General features: G+C 52.5%; 19 protein-coding genes. 1 reads left to right on the top strand and 18 read right to left on the bottom strand.

Annotated elements, in window-relative coordinates; translation table 11 throughout:
- Positions 1-21: 21 nt before the first annotated feature.
- From A1332_RS16900 to gspE, 10 genes are all read right to left on the bottom strand, one after another.
- Positions 22-1239, bottom strand: coding sequence for a type II secretion system F family protein (locus A1332_RS16900; RefSeq protein WP_064009613.1), 1218 nt, complete (start codon positions 1237-1239; stop codon positions 22-24).
- Positions 1240-1282: 43 nt separating this feature from the next.
- A complete protein-coding gene (locus A1332_RS16895; RefSeq protein ID WP_064009612.1) occupies positions 1283-1645 on the bottom strand; it encodes a type II toxin-antitoxin system VapC family toxin in 363 nt (120 codons plus the stop codon).
- Between the two features lie 97 nt (positions 1646-1742).
- Complete coding sequence (locus tag A1332_RS16890; protein ID WP_197491492.1) at positions 1743-2003, bottom strand: hypothetical protein; 261 nt, start codon at positions 2001-2003, stop codon at positions 1743-1745.
- A gap of 59 nt (positions 2004-2062) precedes the next feature.
- A complete protein-coding gene (locus A1332_RS16885; RefSeq protein ID WP_197491491.1) occupies positions 2063-4735 on the bottom strand; it encodes a DEAD/DEAH box helicase in 2673 nt (890 codons plus the stop codon).
- The gene (locus tag A1332_RS16880) at positions 4732-6849 is read right to left on the bottom strand and encodes a site-specific DNA-methyltransferase (RefSeq protein ID WP_064009610.1); all 2118 of its coding nucleotides are present in this window, start codon (positions 6847-6849) and stop codon (positions 4732-4734) included. Before A1332_RS16880 ends, A1332_RS16885 begins: the two co-directional genes overlap by 4 nt.
- A 102-nt stretch (positions 6850-6951) precedes the next feature.
- Positions 6952-7266, bottom strand: a complete 315-nt coding sequence (locus A1332_RS16875) for a type II toxin-antitoxin system PemK/MazF family toxin (protein WP_064009609.1) — start codon at positions 7264-7266, stop codon at positions 6952-6954.
- Complete coding sequence (locus A1332_RS16870) at positions 7254-7493, bottom strand: AbrB/MazE/SpoVT family DNA-binding domain-containing protein (protein WP_064009608.1); 240 nt, start codon at positions 7491-7493, stop codon at positions 7254-7256. Before A1332_RS16870 ends, A1332_RS16875 begins: the two co-directional genes overlap by 13 nt.
- A 178-nt stretch (positions 7494-7671) precedes the next feature.
- A complete protein-coding gene (locus A1332_RS16865) occupies positions 7672-7914 on the bottom strand; it encodes a DUF2442 domain-containing protein (protein ID WP_064009607.1) in 243 nt (80 codons plus the stop codon).
- Between the two features lie 19 nt (positions 7915-7933).
- A complete protein-coding gene (locus tag A1332_RS24940) occupies positions 7934-8101 on the bottom strand; it encodes a DUF4160 domain-containing protein (RefSeq protein WP_082879746.1) in 168 nt (55 codons plus the stop codon).
- An 11-nt stretch (positions 8102-8112) separates the two neighbouring features.
- Positions 8113-9825 carry a type II secretion system ATPase GspE gene (gene gspE, locus A1332_RS16860; RefSeq protein ID WP_064009606.1) on the bottom strand — a complete coding sequence of 571 codons (1713 nt, stop codon included), beginning with the start codon at positions 9823-9825 and terminating at the stop codon, positions 8113-8115.
- A 143-nt stretch (positions 9826-9968) separates the two neighbouring features.
- Here gspE and A1332_RS16855 point away from each other — a divergent pair, with 143 nt between their 5' ends.
- Positions 9969-10166, top strand: coding sequence for a hypothetical protein (locus A1332_RS16855; RefSeq protein WP_064009605.1), 198 nt, complete (start codon positions 9969-9971; stop codon positions 10164-10166).
- Positions 10167-10169: 3 nt separating this feature from the next.
- Here A1332_RS16855 and A1332_RS16850 read toward each other — a convergent pair whose 3' ends face one another.
- From A1332_RS16850 to A1332_RS16815, 8 genes are all read right to left on the bottom strand, one after another.
- Positions 10170-11111, bottom strand: a complete 942-nt coding sequence (locus A1332_RS16850; RefSeq protein ID WP_064009604.1) for a YbgA family protein — start codon at positions 11109-11111, stop codon at positions 10170-10172.
- A 12-nt stretch (positions 11112-11123) separates the two neighbouring features.
- Entirely contained in the window at positions 11124-11642 is a 519-nt protein-coding gene (locus A1332_RS16845; protein WP_064009603.1) for a lipocalin family protein, read from the bottom strand.
- 3 nt (positions 11643-11645) lie between these two features.
- Positions 11646-13037 (bottom strand): cryptochrome/photolyase family protein, encoded by a 1392-nt coding sequence (locus A1332_RS16840; RefSeq protein ID WP_064009602.1) that lies wholly within the window; start codon positions 13035-13037, stop codon positions 11646-11648.
- Positions 13038-13041: 4 nt separating this feature from the next.
- On the bottom strand, positions 13042-13551 hold the full coding sequence (locus A1332_RS16835; protein WP_064009601.1) for a hypothetical protein: 510 nt from the start codon (positions 13549-13551) through the stop codon (positions 13042-13044).
- A 172-nt stretch (positions 13552-13723) separates the two neighbouring features.
- Entirely contained in the window at positions 13724-14635 is a 912-nt protein-coding gene (locus tag A1332_RS16830) for a TIGR01777 family oxidoreductase (RefSeq protein ID WP_064009600.1), read from the bottom strand.
- Positions 14636-14694: 59 nt separating this feature from the next.
- Entirely contained in the window at positions 14695-15336 is a 642-nt protein-coding gene (locus tag A1332_RS16825) for a sulfite oxidase heme-binding subunit YedZ (protein WP_064009599.1), read from the bottom strand.
- A complete protein-coding gene (msrP, locus tag A1332_RS16820; RefSeq protein ID WP_064009598.1) occupies positions 15336-16292 on the bottom strand; it encodes a protein-methionine-sulfoxide reductase catalytic subunit MsrP in 957 nt (318 codons plus the stop codon). Before msrP ends, A1332_RS16825 begins: the two co-directional genes overlap by 1 nt.
- A gap of 39 nt (positions 16293-16331) precedes the next feature.
- Positions 16332-16993 (bottom strand): sterol desaturase family protein (locus A1332_RS16815; protein WP_064009597.1); only part of this gene is annotated, 662 nt, incomplete at its 5' end.

Raw genomic sequence — 16993 nt, 5'->3', positions numbered from 1 at the left:
AGAATCAATTGGTGATTTTACTTACATGGCCAGATCGTTCACGCTCAAAATCGCCAGTAAAATCGAGACGATAATCCCGCCTATCATCAAGCCCAACGAAATAATCAAAGCCGGTTCCAGCAGCGCCAGCATCCGCTGGATGGTGGTCTTTAGTTGCTTGTCGTAAATGGTGGCTACCCGCATCAGCATTTCCTCCAACTTGCCGGTTTCCTCGCCCATTTTAATCATTTGCACCGCCAGTTTGGGAAACAGGTTTTGCTGGGCCAATGCGTCCGACATCGTCCGGCCTTGCTTGAGCTGCGCTTCGGCATTTTCCAACAGATCCGCCAAAACCATGTTGCCGACGGTTTCCCGGACTATGCCCAGCGATTTTAAAATCGACACGCCGTTGCCTAATAAAGTGCCGAAGGTGCGGCTGAAATTTGCTATTTCCATGGTCAGGATGATGTCGCCGAACAGCGGAAATTTCAAAAGCCGGCCGTCCCAGGCTTTCTTGCCGGCCGGATCGGCCAACTGCGATTTTATAGTTTGCACGCTGCCAAGAATAACAATCAGCAGCACCCACCAATAACTTTGCAGAAACTCGGCCAGGCCGATTACGATCTGAGTCGGCACCGGCAAGGCTTGGCCGGCGCTATCGAACATTTCCTTAAATTGCGGTACCACGAAGGTCAGCATCACGAACAGCGATGCCAGCGACATCACCAACAAAATCGCCGGATAAATCAGCGCGGTGCTGACCGTATCTTTCAGTTCTTGCGACCGCTCCATATACTCGGATAAACGCATCAATACGCCGCCGAGATTGCCGCCCATTTCCCCGGCGCGGATCATGTTCAGGTAAAACTTGGAAAACACCCCGCTCTGGCTTTCCAAGGCATCGGCCAGCGCCTTGCCGCCTTTGACCTTTTCCAGCACTTCGCCGACCAGCTTATTCAGTTTCGGGTTTTCTTCGGTCAACTGCATCAGAATCGTCAACGAGCGGTCAAGTGGCAAGCCGGACTCCAGCAAAGTCGCCAATTCACCGGTCAGCATACCGATTTCCTTTTGCGACAGTTTGACAGTGGCTGACTTCAGTTTGAAACCCAGGAAAGTTTTATCTTTAGCCAGCTCGATGCGGATTGGAATCAGCCCCTGACTTTGCAGTTCCAGCAGCAAAGCCTGCTCGTCGGCCGCATTACGCACCCCGTCTTCGGCGACACCCTGATTGTTGACGGCTTTGTAGGAAAATAATGGCATGGAATGATTAACGGTTGGCGATTAGCTGGATTTGCGGTTGATATTAAGCAAAGTTTTCGTCGGCGGAAATAATTGGCATGTTTTCGCTAAAAGCCGTGGCGAGCAATAATCTGTCGAAGGGATCACAGTGGTTCGCTAACAATGGTATTTCGGCGTAGGCATCGATATGTCTGTTTTCAATACCAAGAAGATTAAAGCCATCTCGTTCGACAAAGTTCGTTAGCTGACTGATTGTGAAAATTAGTTCAGTTAATTTCCCAAGCTTTTGTTTAATGGCGATCTCGAAGAAGCTAATCTGGCTGACAAAAATTGTTTCCTTGTCTAAGGTATCTTTTGCTTGTTGAGCTAATTTGTTCGGCGTCACCAATGTCCAGATTAAAATCTGTGTGTCGATAAGGTAACTCACCACATGTAATCCTTAAGTTCATCAAGCGGCTCGTTAAAATCATCGGCTAGGCGTCCACCCAGCAAATATAGTACGGCGTTGGTGTCCAGAACAATGTTCATGACCATTCGTTTCTGATGGCGTCTTGGAAACTCAAAGGCTCCTTAGATAATTTCAATTTTCCGGCGTGACTATTAATCGATTTTATATCTGGATGAATCTGTTTTTCGTCGGCGCCGTCGTCGGCCAGCAAAATAACCTTGACGTGCTTACCGGCCTGCCAACTCTGCAATTTTTTCGGCAAATGAATTAGCCCATTTTCGATGTGAGCATCAAATTCGATGGCTTGCATGGTTTCCTCCTGTAAATACTTTTGCACGATTGTCTGTTTTTTTGTGCGGGAGCGGCAGCGATGAAGACTTGCGAATAGCTGGTTTCTCAATCCGGTCTGGTCCGCCGCAACCATTCCCTAATCTCGCCTAAATCGTCCAAATCCACATCATCGCCCAAGCTGCCGTCTTCCTTGACCCATTTCAGGCGTTTTTGATCCTTGGTCAGGAACAGCACTTTGCCATAAAAATGGGGGATATGCTTGGCTTTGCGGGCGGCGTCTTTGACGTTTTCTTTGGTTTCGATCAAGCGCAGCAAGGGTTCGTCGCCTGGAAAATGCTCCAGGCAAACAATAAAATCCGGATAGAAAAAATTGCGATGCTCGCCGCGCACCAGCCTCACCGAATACGGTTTGCGATCCGGGTTGCGATGCCACCAGACCACAAACTCACTGCGATCCAAAGCCTTGGCAAAAGCCAGTTCCTCGCCGTTCAACGCCGTGCCGGCGTCAAATTGGCCGGTGAAAAAACCAAACGGCCAGTCGCGATCTTTTAACCAGACTCTATCATCCAGAAATATACTTTGCTCCACTTGCGCCAGCTCGTCGCTGTTGGGGGGAAATACCCCATAGATATTTTTCCGCGACGGGCTCAGCGGCAGGGCCGCCGGAAACAGCAGCGCATCCGGCAACGGCGCGGCATCCAGGGTTTCGGCCTGTTGAGCTATCGCTTCGTGCATGGCTTCCGCCAGTTTATCGGCTTGCTGTTTGGCGATCCAGTGGGCGGCGTCGCGGGCCATGCGTTGTTCGGCCTTGGCGTCCGGGCGTTGCTCGTCATCCCATTCGTCCAGCGCGGCTTGCAGCAATGGCAGTAACCGTTGCGCCAACACCGCCAAAATGGTGCGGATGTCTTCTTCCTCGGCTTGCGGCAGCGCCCGCAGCGCTTGCATGGCTTGTTTCGCCAACTCGCTCCGGTCAGTAACGATCAAGACGTTTTCGTCATGGCTGTGGTGGGTGGTCAATTCGGTGTGCCGTTCAATTTCGCGCATCCGGTTTTGCGCGACCTTGATGGCATCGCCAGCTAATTTATCCGGAATATCCAGCTTCGCCGCTACCGATTTGGACAGCGCTGTCATACCCAGAAACTGTGGCCGCTGCTCGCGTTTCAAGGCCTTGGGCAGATTAGCTAGATCGGCCCGTAGCGCATAACAGCGAATCTCTCGTTCGGCCAGTTGTTCATGCAAACTCGGCAGGTCTTTCGGCAAACTTGGAGGTGTTTTGGGCTGGCCCTTACTCGTCGGAACCAACTGGTCCAGGTCGTTATCACCATCACCGCTAAACAAGTCGGTCTGTGGTCCCGCTGGCGGTTTTTGGATGCTCTCCGGTTCTTTGATGGTTTCGGGTCCGTCCTTTAATGGCAGCGGTGTGTCGTAAACCAGCGGCGTTTGCTGACTGGTTTTATTGGTAATCACCGTCGCGCCGGATACCGTTTGCCGCAGCGTCATTTTCTCGGTTTGCCCTTCCAGTTGGCTTTTTACCTGGCTGGTGGCCTGCACCGCCTGCTCAAAACCTTTTTGCGCTTCGGCATTTGCCAGATACACATAGGCCGTATCGAAGTCCTCCGGAATCGGCTGGCTGCGCGGATAAGCGGCACGAATGGCTTGCGATACCCGCATCACCCGGCCGATAAACTGCATCGCAAAATCCGGATCGTTGACCAGTTTGGTGGAGGCTAATATAAACGCCCTGGGTGCATCGAAACCCGTGCCGGCCGACTGCTTGAAGATCAGCACCTCTTTGCTGGCATCGTTAGCAATCGCCGCCATCAATACCGGGTCGGGTTCATTCGCGGAATGCTTGCCAATCGCCTGCGGCGGCACTTTGCACAAGTGCAGCAAATCATGCTCGGCGTCGTCCACCGCCTGGTCGCCGTTGGCAACTTGCACCAACAGCAAGGGCGTCAAGGCGATGCCGGCTGCCGCTAAGTCGCGTTTCAGTTTTTGATTGCGTTTCCAGGCCTGGCGCAAAACCGTGCTTTTCAAGTCGGCAACCGTTTGCACGCTTTGCCGCAAGTCGTAGACCACCGCCTCGATATATTTTTTGTTCAGACGCGCTTGCACCACATCATCGCGACTGACCGCGAAGGCCTCGAATTCCGATCTGCCCGCACTAGCCAGAAACCCCAGTAAATGCTGATCTTTGGGTGTGGCGGTGGCCATGATCAAAAAGTCCGGCTGCATCCACTGGGCAAACTTGCCAAATTCCGTAGTTGATTTCAAGGCAATATGCGCCTCGTCCACCACCAGACCAATCCGCAAACCCTTGGCTCTGGCGCGCGCCACCCATTCGGCGATGGTGCGGGTGTCGTCGTCGCCATCGGCGTTATAGCCTTGATTGCGCCACTGGGCCCTGGCTACTGCCTGCACCGTGGAAACCAACACCTGGCCGGCGGCAGTGTCCTGATTGCGGCCGTGATTGAGTAATAGCGGCGTCAAATCCGCCGCATTGCAGGCTAAGGCGTCCAGGGTTTGTGCCACCAGATTGACAAAGGGCACGAACCAGAACCACGCCACGCCGGTTTCGGCGCTGACGTTAGCCAGCACCCGCGCCAATATAAAGGTCTTGCCGGCGCCGGTGGGGGCGCGCAGCAAACAGGGCGGCTGATTGGCGCGCAGCAGGGTGGTGGTCAGGCTGTCGATCAAGCGTGCTTGAAAGGCTTCGGGTTCCAGCAGAGGGCCTTGGCCGGTGGTGGCCATTAAATTGATATTGACATCCATGTTCATCGTCCTTGCCAGCTGGTTTGCCCGCGCAGCAAGGCATCCAGCAGGCTATAACTGTTGATGTCGCGGCCTAGGCTCAGCAAATAATCGCGCACGCTGTCGGGCCTTGGTGAATACACCGCCAGCCGCTCGGCCGGCCACGCCGCCAATTGCGCCAAGGTATCGGGAGTAACTTCGCTGCACAGCAATACCGCCAGCTGATTGTCGCCGGCTATCCAGCGGATTGCTCCAGCAACAGTAGCTCCTTCATGCGCTATCTGTCCCGGAGCTGCCGGGTTTATCCCCTCTCCTTTATGCCCATTTGGGTGCCCAGGGTTAGGGTGAGGGTGAGGGGAATTTAAAAGATGGCTGGTTTTAATCCCCTCATCCCAGCCTTCTCCTTTATGCCCTTGAGAGTGCTGAGGGAGAAGGGGCTTTTCTTTTCCAGCCGGAAAAGTAGTCCCTATAGCATAGGTCTGCCCGCTGAGCGGAGTCGAAACGAACGGTTTAACCGTCGCCTGCTGCTCACGCAAAGCCAACAACTGCTGGGCATGATCGGCAGTGGCTTCGAACCCGACATCGGCGGCTTCCAGCAAATCCAGTTGCAGATAGGCAAAGCCGCCGCCCAGGCCGGGCTTGTCGCCGTAACCTTGCATCACTCGCTTGATACGTTCGGCGCAGACGTCGCGGCACAGGTTCTTGTCCGGTTCCTTATGGGTGGCTTCGCTGCTGGAACACAGAATGAAGCGGCGCTGCCCATCGTCTTCGGCATTCAGTTCCAATACCGCTTGCCCGGTGGTGCCGGAGCCGGCGAAGAAATCCAGGACAATGTCGCCGGGCTGAGTGGCTTGGCGTAGCAATCCTTTTATAAGTGACAATGGCTTAGGGAACGGGAATGCGTTGAACCCCAATATCTCGTTTACTGAATGCTCACCTGTACCACTACGCTGCGCAACGATGCCTACTATAAATTCATCGAGAGAATCTTCCTCTGATGCCCCCCTTATCCAGCTTGAAATCGGTCTAACTTCACTTTGTAAATCTATTTGATGCCGCTTGAACCAGGGTCTTCCAAAACCGACAGGCTTGCCAATCCAAAAATCGATATCAGGTAATTCAGGAGTGATAAGCGGAGTCTTGTTTTTTGGGCGTACCGGCACATCACTTAATGCAATTGCATTTAGCAGAGCTTCTTTTGTCTCCCAAATTTCAACGCGTTCGTTTTCTTGTGATGGAAAGATAACTTTCCCTTCCCGGATATACTGCTCCATAGTTTTCGCTTGTAACTTCTCAACATCGTCAACGATGTTTTCACTGGCGAAAGCCCATACCCGGCTTGGGTTACAAGGATACCAAACGCCAGTTAGCGGATTTTGAATGGGGTAATAGCCATTTGGGCGATCAAGGTAAGTATGAGACTTGGATAAATCGCCGGTTTTCCAAGGTCCTCTTGGATCACCGTCTGGATTTTTGTACTGCGAGAAATCTTTAACTTCGCCAGAAAATTTGAAATTGCCGTTGGCATAGACAAGAACGTATTCGTGGTCAACAGAGAAACGATGTCCAGACTGATCATTCGATCCCGACCGAGTTTTCCATACAAAACTCCCTACTCGCCTCCCCGGAAACACCTCATCCAGCAACAATTCCAGCCGAGCCCGGTTTTCGTCGTTGATCGATACCAATATCACACCGTCGGCGGTCAACAGGTCGCGGGCCAGCGTCAGCCGCCGGTATAAAAACTCCAGCCATTGCGAATGCCGCCAACGGTCGTTGGCGCCGACATAGTGGTCGTTGTACACCCAGTCTTTGTTGCCGGTGTTGTAGGGCGGGTCGATGTAAATCACTCGAATCTTGCCGCGATGGGTGGCGTTGAGCAGGCGCAGCGCGTCAAAGTTGTCGCCTTCGATGATCAGGTTGGGGCAGGTGATTTGGTTTTCCGGCCACAGAGAATGTGCAGGCACCAGGCGCGGCAACACCAGATTGGCATTCAGCGCCGCATCGCGCTCGATGGCGTTGGCTTCCCAGTACAGCCCGAGTTTTTGTTTGGTGAGATGCTCGACCAGCAAGCGGCGCAATTGTTGTTCGTTCAATCCGTTGAGCTGCGACAGCAGGTCGCTGTGGTGGGTGGCGGTCATGGCGTTCGGTAGTTAAGTTTGCTGCAATCCATTGTAGGTTGGGGTAGCAGATAGGCGTAACCCAACACGTCGGCTATCCCAAGCTACGATTTTTGATAAATATTACGACAGCATTTCCAACAAGCATGCATGCCATACCTGAGTTTGTATTTCGCCCATTTTGGCGCCCAAGCGCCGCTTGTCGACGCTACGGATTTGATCCAGCAGGATTTTTCCGGGTTTGCCGTCAAATACCACTTTCGGCCGGCATCCCAGCGCTTGGCCCTTACTGGTCAAGGGGGCGATGATCACTCGCGGCAGGGCGGCATTCATGTCGTCAGGCGAAACGATTAAGCCCGGGCGAGTTTTCTTAATCTCAGTACCAATGGTGGGGTCAAGATTGACCCAATACACTTCGCCGCGCTTTACCAGCTCCATTCTTCATCACCTTCGTCTGAGGGCAGTTCGGACCAAACATCGTCGTCCGCTCGCTCGGGCTTGAAGGCGGTAAACCAGTTTTGGCGCGGGGTTTTCAGCGCTTCGATGACCAGGGTTTTGCCTTGCACCGTTAGTTCCACTTCTTCGCCCAGCTCACAAGCCGCCAGCAGGGCAGCGGGAATGATGACGCCGCGTGAGTTGCCTACTTTTCTAATATTGGTGCGCATGGGACGCTCCTGACAAAGATGATAATAACAATGTTATAACTATCTTGTTGGTCAAGCAAGCGCATAACGGTCAGCCACGTAGGGTGGGCACGGTTTTTGTGCCCACGCGGTATCAAACGGTGGGCAAAAAAGCGTTGCCCACCCTACATTTCTTCGCTAATTCCACTAAGCCTTTAAGTTAAGCAGCCCGCTCAAATTGTTCCGTGCAGGCAAATTTGTAGAGGGTTTTTGGTTCGATATCGACCAATCCGCCGTTGAATTCCAGACAACCCCACTCAGGGTCCAATCGGGCGGAGCAGAGTGCATCGATAGCTACATGGTCGCCTACCAATTCTTTCAGGTCGGTTTGTCTAGTTTCGCCGTTTTCAAAAACCAGTTTAAAACGGTAGCCATCCAATTGTTCGAACTGTTGCAGTTTCATATCACTTACTCCAAAGGTGCTATGGGATGAAAGTTTTGGGTATCCGGCCATCAATAATGTTCAAATTATCCAGTTCCATCACTGCTTCGTATTCGGCGTATTTTATATGGATGTGGCGGGGCGGATGTTCCCGGTCAATCAGGTACATTCTGATCATGATCCCATAAAACCGCGAGATTACCGGCATCGCTATTTCCGTTAAGCCTCGGTCGTCACCCGCAACACTTCTTCCAGCGTGGTAATGCCTTGCAAGGCCTTGCCCACGCCGTCTTCGTACATGGTTTGCATGCCTTCCTGGATAGCGGTTTGCTGGATCACGAAAGCTTCTTCGTGTTTCATGATTTGTTTGCGGATGGTGTCGGTCATCGTCAGAAATTCGATGATCGCCAGTCGGCCTTTGTAGCCAATGCCGTTGCAGGTGGGGCAACCGACCGGTTTGTGCAGCAGAATTTCGCCGGTGGGTTGCCAGTTCCGTAGTTTCATTTCCTCGATCAGTGTCTCCGAAGCCGGATGGGCTTGTTTGCAATGCGGACACAGGCGGCGCACCAGACGCTGGGCCAGGATGCCGTTGATCGTCGAGCTGAGCAGGTATTCTTCCAGGCCCATGTCCTGCAAGCGGGTGACGCCGGCGGCGGCATCGTTGGTATGCAGGGTGGACAATACCAAGTGGCCGGTTAACGCGGATTGCACCGCGATCTTGGCGGTTTCAAGGTCGCGCATCTCGCCGATCATAATCACGTCCGGGTCTTGCCGAACAATGGAGCGTAAGGCAGAGGCGAAAGTCAGGCCGATTTGCGGTTTGGCTTGGATCTGGTTGATGCCTTCCAGCTGATATTCCACCGGATCTTCGACGGTGATGATTTTGCGTTCGGAAGTGTTCAGGGTTTTTAACGCGGCGTAAAGCGATGTCGATTTACCGCTACCGGTCGGGCCGGTAATGAGCAAGATACCGTGCGGTTGCGCCAGCACTTCCATGAAGCGCTCGGCTTGTTTGCCGACGAAGCCCAGGGTTTCGAAGTCCAATACGGCGTTTTCCTTGTCGAGCAAGCGAATCACCACGCTTTCGCCGTGTAGGGTAGGGATGGTCGAAACCCGCAAATCCAGCTCCTTGCCTATCATTTGCAATTTGATGCGGCCGTCCTGCGGCAGGCGGCGCTCGGCGATGTTCAGCTTGGCCATGATCTTGATCCGCGATAGCACCGCAGCGGTGGAGGCGACGGGGGGCGAGTCGATGTCTTGTAGCACCCCGTCGATGCGCAGGCGCACTTTCAGGCTTTGCTCGAATGGCTCAATATGCACGTCGGACGCCCGACTTTCCACGGCTTTTTGCAGAATGAAGTTCACCATTTTGATGATGGGCGCTTCGCTGGCCAGGTCTTTTAAATGTTCCAGGTCTTCGCTGCCTTCCTCCTCGACATTGAGGTTGTCCATCAGCTTGTCCATTTGCGACTTGCCTTCGCCGTATTGCAATTCCAGCGCGGCGTCGATTTCCGAGAGCTGGCCGATGTGCAGTTTAACAGGCTTGCCGAGAGCCAGTTGCAAGGCTTGCATGACGTAGTCGTCTTCTGGGTCCATCACCGCGACTTGGACTTGTTCATCGTCGGCCGCCAGGCCCACCGCGTGATATTGCTTTAAAAAACGCTGGGAAACACTGTCCGGTAGCGGCGATTGCGGCGGATACTGTGCCGGTGTGACGCGGGTAATGCCGCTGGCTTCGGCGAAGCTGCCGGCGATGTCGCTGTCGGAACACAAACCCAATTTGATCAGCATTTGCGGTAAGGAATCGTCCAAAGACGACTTTTGCATACGTCGCACCTTGCCCAGGTCGCTGTCCGAGAGCTTGCCTTTGCGTTTTAGTAGGCTTAGAAAAGCGGCGTATTTTTCGGATTTTTCAGCGATTTCCATGTCCATATTTTCAGCCAGTCAACTTGCGGAATAGGGCTGCATTGTAGCGATTTTCCGAATAATCCGGGCTTGATTTATTGCCGGCCCAGCCTGCCGCATGTTGTATATTGCAGCCATTAGCGGTTCGGACATTTTTTAGGAGATTTGGGATGCGAGGATTAAATAGTATTTTGGCCGTATCCGCTGCGCTGGGGATGGCTGCTTGCAGCGCGGATTGGCCGCAACGCCTGGGCTATCATGCGTTACAGAACGCCGGGCAATTGCAGTGTCAAAAAGCCATGTCTAACGATTGCGAACGGCGGCAGAGTTACGATGCTTATCAGCGCGAACGTGAGCAGATGCAATAGCGGTTAAATACTGTTCAACAAGGACAATTCCGCCGGATGCGGCAACATATAAAAAGAGTTGTCGATAAAGTCATCCGGCTCTCTACGGAAATGATGGCGGAGCAGGGTGAGCGGCACGATCAGCGGCAATAAACCGATGCGATAATTTTCGATGGTTTCCACCAGTTCCTGTTTGTCGTCGCTGTCCAGTTTGTGTTTCAGATAACCTTGGATATGTTGCAACACGTTGACATGGTTGCCGCGGTTGGCGACGATTTTTAGGCAGGTCATCAACGCAGCGATGTAAGCACCGGCGATGCTTTCAATATCCGCGTTTGTGACGCCGGCAATAATCCGTCCCAGCTCGCGGGCCTGGTTTTGCTCGTGGCTCATCGCGATCAATTTATGCCGGCTGTGAAAGGTGATCAAACCGTGCGCGGTCAAACCTTGTTCGCATAGATCCTGCCAGCGGCGCATCACAAACACCCGTTGGATAAAATTTTCCCGCAGGCCGGGATCGCCCAGCCGGCCTTCTTCTTCCACCGGCAGACTAGGGAAGGTGCGCTGTAAATAGTCGGCGAATATGCCGGTGCCTTGGCGGGCGGGAATGTCGTTTTTATAGACTTTCACGCGGGTCATGCCGCAGCTGGGCGAGTCCTTTTTAAGGATGTAGCCGCATAAGCCGCCCAGCCAGTCGTGTTGCCGGGCGGAAGCGTCTTCCAAGCGTTCAGTCACGTCCAGACTATGATCCTTGACGCCGACGCAACGGATGCCGTCGGCGGTTTCCCGCAATTGTACGCAGGGACGCGGGATGCCCAAGCCAGCTTCGACTTCCGGGCAGAAGGCTCTAAATTCTAAATATTGTCCCAGCGTGCGCTCTATATAGCTGTGATACTTATGCGCGCCGTCGTAACGCACTTCCTGGCCTAATAGGCAGGCACTGATGCCAACCGAAATTTTCTGCATGCTTAATCCTGCTTACTGCTTGGGGTGTTGGTCAAAAATCAGTTTCTCGGTGGCAAAACCGAGCGCTTTTGCCTGCTGAATCAGCTCCTGGCGGATGTTCGGATCCAATTCCGGGCTGCGCGCCAGTATCCACAAATAGTCTCGATCCGGGCCGGCAATCATCACATAACGGTAGCCGGTTTTATCCAGCGCAATAATGTTATAGGCGCCGTAAAACGGCCCGAAGAAAGACACTTTCAGGCGGCCGATGTCCGGTTTGTCGATAAAGTATGCTTTGCCTTCGGCGATTTTTCGTTGGCCTTGTTCGGCATCGTAGCCGCTGTTTAACACCTTCACGCCGCCGTCATCGCGCAGGCTGTATTCGGCGCTGATGTCGGTCAGGCCGCGCTCGAAGCTGTGATCCAGGCGGGCGATTTCGTACCAGGTGCCCAGATAGCGTTCCAGCTCAAAGCCGTCTATCACTTTTACGCCTTCCGGGATACCGGTACAGGCGCACAGCAAGCTTAATAAGACTATCGATACATAACGCATGGTTTACTCCGGTGTAGCCGCTGTATTGGCTAGGGCTTTGAATTGGGCTTTGATAGCATGGCTTTGTACCGCGTGATCGACGCGCGGTGCAGGGTAGTCGCCGGCTAGCGGGTGCTTTTCCCACTTGTGAATCACCTCAGCCGGATAGCGTTGTAATTCCGGAATCCAGGTCTTGATATACAGGCATTGCGGATCGAATTTTTTCTGTTGTAACCACGGATTGAAGATCCGGAAATACGGTTGCGCATCGCAGCCGGTGGAGGCTGCCCATTGCCAGTTGCCGTTGTTGACGCACGGGTCGTAATCCAACAAGCGTTGCGCAAAATAACGTTCGCCCCAGCGCCAGGAGACGTGTAAATCTTTGACCAAAAACGAGGCAACGATCATCCGTAAGCGGTTATGCATCCAGCCGGTTTGGTTCAATTCGCGCATGGCGGCGTCCACAATCGGGAAGCCGGTTTGGCCGTTGGCCCAGGCCCAAAAGTCCTCCTGGCCGTTGCGCCACAGCAAGCCGTCGTAACGTCTATCAAAGGTATGACCGAACACATGCGGAAAATGAAAGCCGATATGGGTGAAAAAGTCGCGCCAATACAGTTGGCGGAGCAAGGGATGGTCGGGGTCGAGTTCGGCTTGGATGCTGTAAAAAGCTTCGCGCACCGAGACGCAGCCGAATTTTAAATAGGCCGACAGTTGGCTGGTGGCGGCCATGGCCGGAAAATCGCGGACTGCAAGGTAGTTTTTGCAGTTGCCGATGATGGCTAAGCGCTCCAGCGCCGCTTGCCGGCCACCGGGCAGCGCGTTGTGGTGCGGCTGTTGCAGTTGGTGTAGCAGCTCGGGTTTGTGGCCGGCATAGGCTTTTGCCGATAGTTTACCCGGCGCCAAGCGCTGAGGAGCCGACACCGGCTGGAGCCTGGCTTGCCGATGAAACGCGGTGAATACTTGATACGGTTTGCCGTTACTTTTTAAACCTTGCTCCGGTTCGGTCAGCAGCAAATCGGCTTGGCTGTGAAAAGCCAGATGCAGTTTTTCGCACTGTTTGCGCAGTTCGTTGTCTCGTTGCCGGCTGAACGGGCTGTAGTCGCGATTGACAAATACCGCTTCGATGCCTAATTCCTGCTTCAGCGGCTCGATGAGGTGAGTGGGCTGATCGTTGAAAATATACAGCACGGCACCTTGCTGTTGCAGTTGCTGCTGCAAATCGCTCAGTGATTCCAGCATGAATTGCAGGCCCGGCGTACTTTGGTAAGGATGAGTTTCGATTTGCCGAGGATCGAAGATAAAACAGGCGATGACATGCTCGGAATCGCTTAGGGCGGCGTTGAGTGCGGTGTTATCTTCCAGCCGTAAATCGCGGCGGAAAATAAACAGCGAGGTTTTGTAGCGTTTTTTTGCCATCGGCTCAGCAGTCGCCCCAATGAATGATCATTTGCTGACAACTGAACATGATGTTGGGGTAGTACTGATAAATCACCCAGCGCAGCAGTAAGTCGAAATATGCCGCCACCGTCAGCAGGCGGGCAACGGCGGCCCAGATTCTGCTGGTGCCCTTGTCGGAGCAGCGCCAAACCGCACCGGTCCAATAGATTAAGGGCATCGCCATGATGATATGGATAGTCACCCAGCTGGCTACGGTGAAGTTGCCTTCGTTGATCCGGTAGTCGGCGAAAAACAGTACAGCGTTGTACAGGATGAAAAACGGATAGAACGCGTCTTTCAACCGCAGATAACCTAGCCAGCTCCATTGCAGGTAAAAATACAGCGTGGCCGGTGTACGTTCTTCCCATTCCTGGGCGGGGGAGGGGGTCAGATAAAATACCAGTACGCCCAGGGCCAGGGCTATCAACAGCGTTTCGTACCAGGTGACGAACGAGGTAAAGGCAAATAGCAAGGAAAGACTGTCGATTAACATAAATGTGACCGTAGTTTATCTAAGGGACCTCTAAAAATAAAAAATCTCCTTCCCCCTTAGCCCACAGGGGGTAAAGGGAGAAGGTTGGGATGAGGGAATTAAAATCAATTGTTTAAATCCCCCTCACCCTAGCCCTCTCCCAGAGGGAGAGGGGATTTTTTTAGAGGTTCCCCTAGGGTTTATTCAGAATATCGCGCAATGCGGTATCCAACTGTGAATATTTAAATGCAAAGCCCTGTGCCAATAAACGCTCCGGCAGCACGCGTTGGCTGCCCAAGACCAGCGCCGCCATCTCGCCCAGCAATAATTTAAGGGCTATTTCCGGCATGGGCAGCAGCAGCGGCCTATTCAGCACGCCGGCCAGACTGGCGCTGAATTGCTGGTTGTTGACCGGGTCGGGCGCCGTGGCGTTGTATGCGCCGCGCATGTCCGGAGTTTCTATCATCGCTTCGACGATAGCCAGCCAGTCGTGCAAATGTATCCAGGACATCCATTGCTTGCCATTCCCCAGGCGTCCGCCTAACCCTAAACGAAACGGCAGCAACATGCGTTTCAGTATGCCACCATTATCACCCAGCACCAAGCCGGTGCGTATCAGGCAGACCCGGCTGCCGAATTTTTCCGCTTGCAAGGCGGCTGATTCCCAATCGGCGCACAGCTGTTGGGAGAAATCGGCAATGCTCGCGCTACTTTCAGTGAGAAACTTGTCGCCTTGATCGCCGTAAACGCCGATAGCCGAGCCGCTTACCAGTACTGGTGCGGGCTGGGTGGTTGATGCTATCCAGGCCACCAATTGTTCGGTCAGTTTGATGCGGCTATCATGCAATAGCTGTTTGCGTGGCTCGGTCCAGCGTTGATCGAAAATGCCTGCGCCGGCCAGGTTGACCACCGCTTTAAAGCTGCCGGCATCCGGTAAGTCGGTGATCGAGCTAACCGCTTGAACGCTGTTGCCGAATGTGGCGACCACTTTTTCGGCACTACGGCTCAGCACCGTCACCGAATAGTTTTTTTGGATTAGTTGTTTAGTAAGCGCGCTGCCCAGAAAGCCGGTGCCGCCGCTAATTAAAATCGAGTTAGTGTTCATAAATTCTGCTCCGGAAACTACTAGGACTAAACCCTACCGTCGATTCAGGGCTTGGTGGGTTAATCGGATTCTGTATCGGTGGATGCGCGGCCTTTCGGAATCATCATTTGACTTAACTGCTTATTTTTAAACCAGATTACAGCGCGAAAACCCAACAGCATAAATATCAGCAGCAAATAAAATAAAGGCTCTGCCAGATTCCCTTTAAGTTGCCAGAAATAATGAATCATTGCCGCGCCGGCTGCTATGTAAATAAATCGATGCAGTTTTTTCCAACTTTTGCCCAAGAGCTTTTTGGACGCTTTAGAGGAGGTAATGCCCAACGAAAAAACAATAATGTAGGCAATCAATCCGAACCAGATATACGAGCTTTCGAGAATATCGATACCAATTATTCGCCAGGCAAAAACCTGGTCAACCGCTAAATAAACCAGGACGTGCAGGCTGGCGTAAAAAAAAGCATATAAACCGAATAATTGCCGATACTCGGTCATGCCGCGCCATTTTGTGACGGTTTGTACGGGAGTAATCGCCAGGGTTATCCATAAAAACCGCAAGGCCCAATCACCTAAACGAATATGTAGGGCTTGCATTTGATTTGAACCCAGATTATCAAAGGCAATATCGAAAACTACCCAAAGCAGCGGGATAAAACACACCGCGATGGTTAAAGACCGCAAATTATTAATTTGCATAATCATTAGAAAAAATGCCTCAAATCCATATCACGATACAGGTGAGCGACCTGCTCGCCATAACCGTTAAATAACTCGGTTTGCCGGCGGGGGGTAAAAAAGCCGCTGCCCAATAGCCGCTCGCTATTTTGGCTCCAGCGCGGATGCGGCACGTCCGGATTGACGTTGGCGTAAAAGCCGTATTCGTTGGGCGCAAACTTGTTCCAACTGCTAATCGGCGGCCTTTTCAGCAGTTCTATTTTGACGACGGCCTTGATGCTTTTAAAGCCGTATTTCCAGGGTACTACCAAACGCAAGGGCGCACCGTTTTGCTTAGGCAAAATGTTGCCGTACATACCGGCCGCTAGTATGGTCAAGGGATGCATGGCTTCGTCGATACGTAAACCCTCGACATAGGGCCAGTCCAGCATCCCGTTATTGCGTTGCTTGGGCATGCTGTCAGGCTGATGAACCGAAGTGAGTTTTACGAACTTGGCACTTGATAGAGGCTTTGCGGTTTTCAGCAAATCGCCCAGCGAAAAGCCCACCCAGGGCACCACCATAGACCAGGCTTCGACGCACCGGAAACGATAGATATATTCTTGTAGCGGGTGCTGGCTGAGAATATCTTCCAATTGATATGTGCCGGGTTTTTCCACTTCACCGCCGATCTCGACAGACCAGGGATCTACGCGCAGGCTTTGGGCCAGGCTTCTGGGGTCTTCTTTGTTGAAGGCAAATTCGTAGTAGTTATTGTAATTTTCTGTGGCGTCCGCCGGCGTAACCACTAACTCATGCGCCGATAACCGGCTTTTGGGCACTGCGCTCCATATCGGTTTTGAACTGTCGGCCCAGCCGGTTCGGATGCTGGTGCCGGTCAGCATCATCGCCGCCATCGCTTTGATCAGAGTGCGGCGTTGCTGAAAAACCAAGGGATCGGTAATTTCACTGCCGGGAATATTTTTTATTGTTTTTATAATCATGGCTTGATTACCGGTAGCTTATAAAAGAAGTTCCATTACTTACTTTTTCCCTTTCGGAATCCAGCCCATTAACTGCCGGATTTTCCGCTCGGTAATAAATGCCAGAGAAAACAGTTGAATAAAATTCTCCGCTTCAATCAAATCCAATCCTATATTGGCGGGCACCAGCTCTTTTCGGGTACCAAACATCCGATCCCAAATAGCCAACACTATGCCGTAATTGCTGTCATGTTCCGAGCGCAAGGTTGAATGGTGAGTGCGGTGCAGAGAAGGGGTGATAATAATTTGGGAAATAGCGGCTTCGTTTGGAACCCGGATATTAGCGTGATGGAAAAATATGAAAAATAACTCGATAATTTCGATGGAAAGTACCAAGTAGGCGTCCACGCCAATCACCACAACAAATACGCATTTGTATATTATTTCCAGGAATAAATCGAAAACATGGAAGCGAAATCCGGTGGAGACACTAAAGCATTTATCGCTATGATGCACTTTGTGGAATCGCCATAAATATTCATACTTGTGGCTGGCGTAATGCCAAATGAAAATGGCCAAGTCGAAAAAAGCGAAAGCCAGAAGCCATTTAACCGGGCCGTTACTCAGGCCGCTTAACAAGCCGTAACTGGCGAATTGCTGAGCAACCAGAAATAATGACGACGCTCTAAGCGCGGTTAATATTAACCTGAATCCGTGACTTA

Source organism: Methylomonas methanica, assembly GCF_001644035.1.
Taxonomy (GTDB): domain Bacteria; phylum Pseudomonadota; class Gammaproteobacteria; order Methylococcales; family Methylomonadaceae; genus Methylomonas; species Methylomonas methanica_A.
This window is presented reverse-complemented; position numbering and strand designations above follow the sequence as displayed.

Excerpts from the sequence above, each read along its gene's own strand:
- A1332_RS16900 (WP_064009613.1), bottom strand. The coding sequence starts at position 1,239 with ATGCCATTATTTTCCTACAAAGCCGTCAACAATCAGGGTGTCGCCGAA.
- A1332_RS16885 (WP_197491491.1), bottom strand. The coding sequence starts at position 4,735 with ATGAACATGGATGTCAATATCAATTTAATGGCCACCACCGGCCAAGGC.
- A1332_RS16880 (WP_064009610.1), bottom strand. The coding sequence starts at position 6,849 with ATGACCGCCACCCACCACAGCGACCTGCTGTCGCAGCTCAACGGATTG.
- A1332_RS16875 (WP_064009609.1), bottom strand. The coding sequence starts at position 7,266 with ATGGAGCTGGTAAAGCGCGGCGAAGTGTATTGGGTCAATCTTGACCCC.
- A1332_RS16870 (WP_064009608.1), bottom strand. The coding sequence starts at position 7,493 with ATGCGCACCAATATTAGAAAAGTAGGCAACTCACGCGGCGTCATCATT.
- A1332_RS16865 (WP_064009607.1), bottom strand. The coding sequence starts at position 7,914 with ATGAAACTGCAACAGTTCGAACAATTGGATGGCTACCGTTTTAAACTG.
- A1332_RS24940 (WP_082879746.1), bottom strand. The coding sequence starts at position 8,101 with ATGCCGGTAATCTCGCGGTTTTATGGGATCATGATCAGAATGTACCTG.
- gspE (WP_064009606.1), bottom strand. The coding sequence starts at position 9,825 with ATGGACATGGAAATCGCTGAAAAATCCGAAAAATACGCCGCTTTTCTA.
- A1332_RS16855 (WP_064009605.1), top strand. The coding sequence starts at position 9,969 with ATGCGAGGATTAAATAGTATTTTGGCCGTATCCGCTGCGCTGGGGATG.
- A1332_RS16850 (WP_064009604.1), bottom strand. The coding sequence starts at position 11,111 with ATGCAGAAAATTTCGGTTGGCATCAGTGCCTGCCTATTAGGCCAGGAA.
- A1332_RS16845 (WP_064009603.1), bottom strand. The coding sequence starts at position 11,642 with ATGCGTTATGTATCGATAGTCTTATTAAGCTTGCTGTGCGCCTGTACC.
- A1332_RS16840 (WP_064009602.1), bottom strand. The coding sequence starts at position 13,037 with ATGGCAAAAAAACGCTACAAAACCTCGCTGTTTATTTTCCGCCGCGAT.
- A1332_RS16835 (WP_064009601.1), bottom strand. The coding sequence starts at position 13,551 with ATGTTAATCGACAGTCTTTCCTTGCTATTTGCCTTTACCTCGTTCGTC.
- A1332_RS16830 (WP_064009600.1), bottom strand. The coding sequence starts at position 14,635 with ATGAACACTAACTCGATTTTAATTAGCGGCGGCACCGGCTTTCTGGGC.
- A1332_RS16825 (WP_064009599.1), bottom strand. The coding sequence starts at position 15,336 with ATGATTATGCAAATTAATAATTTGCGGTCTTTAACCATCGCGGTGTGT.
- msrP (WP_064009598.1), bottom strand. The coding sequence starts at position 16,292 with ATGATTATAAAAACAATAAAAAATATTCCCGGCAGTGAAATTACCGAT.